The sequence below is a fragment of the Pseudonocardia kujensis genome (genome assembly GCF_021283305.1).
Classification (GTDB): Bacteria; Actinomycetota; Actinomycetes; order Mycobacteriales; family Pseudonocardiaceae; genus Pseudonocardia; species Pseudonocardia kujensis.
The window spans coordinates 1-2699 of sequence record NZ_JAJSOK010000143.1; the positions used below are offsets into that span (position 1 = coordinate 1).

Consider the following 2699-nt stretch of genomic DNA (forward strand, 5'->3'; position numbering starts at 1 on the left):
CCCGTTTGACAGACTGAGGGCGCAAGTTCCCGCAGTTCCCCGTGTCCGACCCCGTCCGCGGACGCCCACGAACAGGAGCAGGGTTGACCACCAGCAGCCGCCCGGGCCCGCCGGTGACCGGCGAGAGCGCGCCCGAACCCCCGCCGCTGGCCGCCGTCGCCGACCTCACCGGGCGCATCGCGCAGAACGTGCAGCGGATCATCGTGGGCAAGCCGGAGGTCGTCCGGCTCGCGCTGGTCACCCTGCTCGCCGAGGGGCACCTGCTGGTCGAGGACGTGCCCGGGGTCGGCAAGACCTCCCTGGCCAAGGCGCTCGCCCGCTCGCTCGACTGCTCGGTCAGCCGGGTGCAGTTCACCCCGGACCTGCTGCCCGGCGACATCACCGGCATGTCCGTCTACAACCGGCAGACCGGTGAGTTCGAGTTCCGGCCGGGCCCGGTGTTCGCCAACGTCGTGATCGCCGACGAGATCAACCGCGCGTCGCCGAAGACCCAGTCGGCGCTGCTGGAGTGCATGGCCGAGCACCAGGTGACCGTGGACGGCGGCACCTACGGGCTGGCCAGCCCCTTCATGGTCGTCGCCACGCAGAACCCGGTGGAGATGGACGGCACCTACCCGCTCCCCGAGGCGCAGCGGGACCGCTTCACCGCGCGGATCAGCGTCGGCTACCCCGACCCCGCCGCCGAGCTCGCGATGATCGACGAGCACGCGGGCGCCGATCCGCTCGACACCCTCCGACCGGTGGCCGACGCCCGCACCGTCCGCGCCGTGATCGAGGCCGTGCGCCGGATCCGGGTCGGCCAGGAGGTGCGGCAGTACTGCGTCGACCTCGTCGGGGCGACCCGGCGGCAGCCCGAGCTGCGCCTCGGCGCCTCCCCGCGCACCACCCTGCACCTGGTCCGGGCGGCGCGGGCGCAGGCGGCGCTGGCCGGGCGCGGCTACGTCGTCCCGGACGACGTGCAGGCGATCGCCGTCCCCGTCATCGCGCACCGGCTGACCGTCGCCCCCGAGGCCGGCGCGTCCCGGGTCACCGCCGCCGACGTCGTCCGCGGGTTGCTGTCGCGCATCCCGGTCCGGGCACCCTCGCGGGCGTGAGGTCCCGGCCGTCCGTGGGTCGCTCCGGGACCCGCACGTTCGGGCTGACGGTCCGGGGGCGCAGCCTCCTGGCCGGCGGCGTCGCGACCGCGGCGTGTTCGGTCGTCCTCGACGAGCGGGACCTGCTCCGGGTCGGGCTGGTCGTGTGCCTGCTGCCGCTGGTCTCGCTGCTGCTCGCCGTGCGCACCCGCCGCTCGGTGCAGGCCGGCCGCACCCTGCTGCCCGGGCGCACGGCCGCCGGCACCCCGGTCGAGGTCGCCCTCGACCTGCGGGGCGGGCCCGTGTTCGGCGCGCTGCGCCTCGCCGACACCGTCCCCGACGCCGCCGGCCCGGTCCCGTCGACGCCCCCGCGGTTCACCGTGCACCGGATCGGCGGCCGCGGCGCCCGCGTCACCTATCCCCTGCGGCCCGCCCTGCGGGGCGCGCACCGGGTGGGTCCGCTGACCGCACGCGCCCTCGGGGCGCTGGGGCTGGCCGAGTTCACCCGCGAGATGCTCGCGCCGGACCGGTTGCTGGTCGTGCCGCGGGTCGTCGGGTTGCACGGGGCGCCGCGCGCACTGGGCAGCGGCGAGGGCCTCCCCGGGGCCGCCGCGCAGCAGGGCCAGGGCAGCCCGGACGTGATGGTGCGGACCTACCGGCAGGGCGACGAGCTGCGCCGGGTGCACTGGAAGAGCACGGCCCGGCACGACGAGCTGATGGTGCGGCTCGAGGAGCGACCCTGGCACGCGGGCGTCACCGTGCTGCTCGACCGGCGCGACGGGGCGCACCGCGGCCACGGCGCCGGCGCCAGCCTGGAGTTCGCGGTCACGCTGGCGGCCAGCATCGGTGCGCACCTGCTGCGCCGGGGCGAGCCGGTCGAGGTGGTCACCGAGGACGGTGCGTCGGTCGCCGCCGGCGAGGGCCTCGACCCCCTGCTCGACGCGCTCGCCGTGCTCCGCCCCGCCGCCCGCCCCGACCTGTCCGGCCCGTCGACGGCCGCCGGCCGGGACATCGTCGCCGTGCTGGGGGCGTGCACGCCCGAGCAGGCCGGGCAGCTCGCGGGGCGCCACCCCGGCGGCGGCTACGCCGTCCTGCTCGACGTCGCGACCTGGGACGGCGGCGAGCGGACGCCCGACCCCGCCTCCGCCGCCGAGGTGCTCCGCCGCGCGGGGTGGCACGTCACCGTCGCGGGCGCCGACCGCACGCCCGAGCAGGCCTGGGACGCGCTCGTCGCAGGCAGCCCCGTGACCCCTGCCGGCGCGCGATGAGCGCGCCCACCGCGGTCCGGCCGGCGCCGCCCGCGACCGCTCCCCCGCCGGACCGTCCGCGGTTCCGCTGGGTCGCCGCGGTGGCCGGCGGGCTCGCCGTCCTGCTCGCCGGGACCTGCCTGGTCGCCGTGGTGCAGGGCGGCACCTGGTTCGCCGACGCGGCGCTGGTCGTCGCGGTGGTCGTCGGGCTGGCGGTGGCGCTGCAGCGACTGCCCGGCCCGGGCGTCGCCGTCGGACAACTCGTCGGCGCCCTCCTCGTGCTCACCGGCCTGTTCGGCGACGGCGCGGTGGCGGGGTTCCTGCCCGGCCCGGCGGCCTTCGGCGCCTTCGCCGCCCACGTCACCGAGGCCGCCGCACA

At 77.8% G+C, this 2699-nt stretch carries 2 protein-coding genes and 1 pseudogene; all 3 read left to right on the top strand.

Features of this window, described 5'->3' with window-relative positions:
- The first annotated feature begins 113 nt into the window (after positions 1–113).
- Positions 114–1094 (top strand): AAA family ATPase, encoded by a 981-nt coding sequence (locus tag LWC35_RS38660; RefSeq protein ID WP_232875563.1) that lies wholly within the window; start codon positions 114–116, stop codon positions 1092–1094.
- A complete protein-coding gene (locus LWC35_RS40735) occupies positions 1091–2341 on the top strand; it encodes a DUF58 domain-containing protein (RefSeq protein WP_232875562.1) in 1251 nt (416 codons plus the stop codon). The genes LWC35_RS38660 and LWC35_RS40735 overlap by 4 nt, the downstream gene beginning before the upstream one ends.
- A pseudogene (locus LWC35_RS38670) lies at positions 2338–2699 on the top strand (hypothetical protein); the annotation flags it as partial. The gene LWC35_RS40735 and the pseudogene LWC35_RS38670, both read left to right, overlap by 4 nt.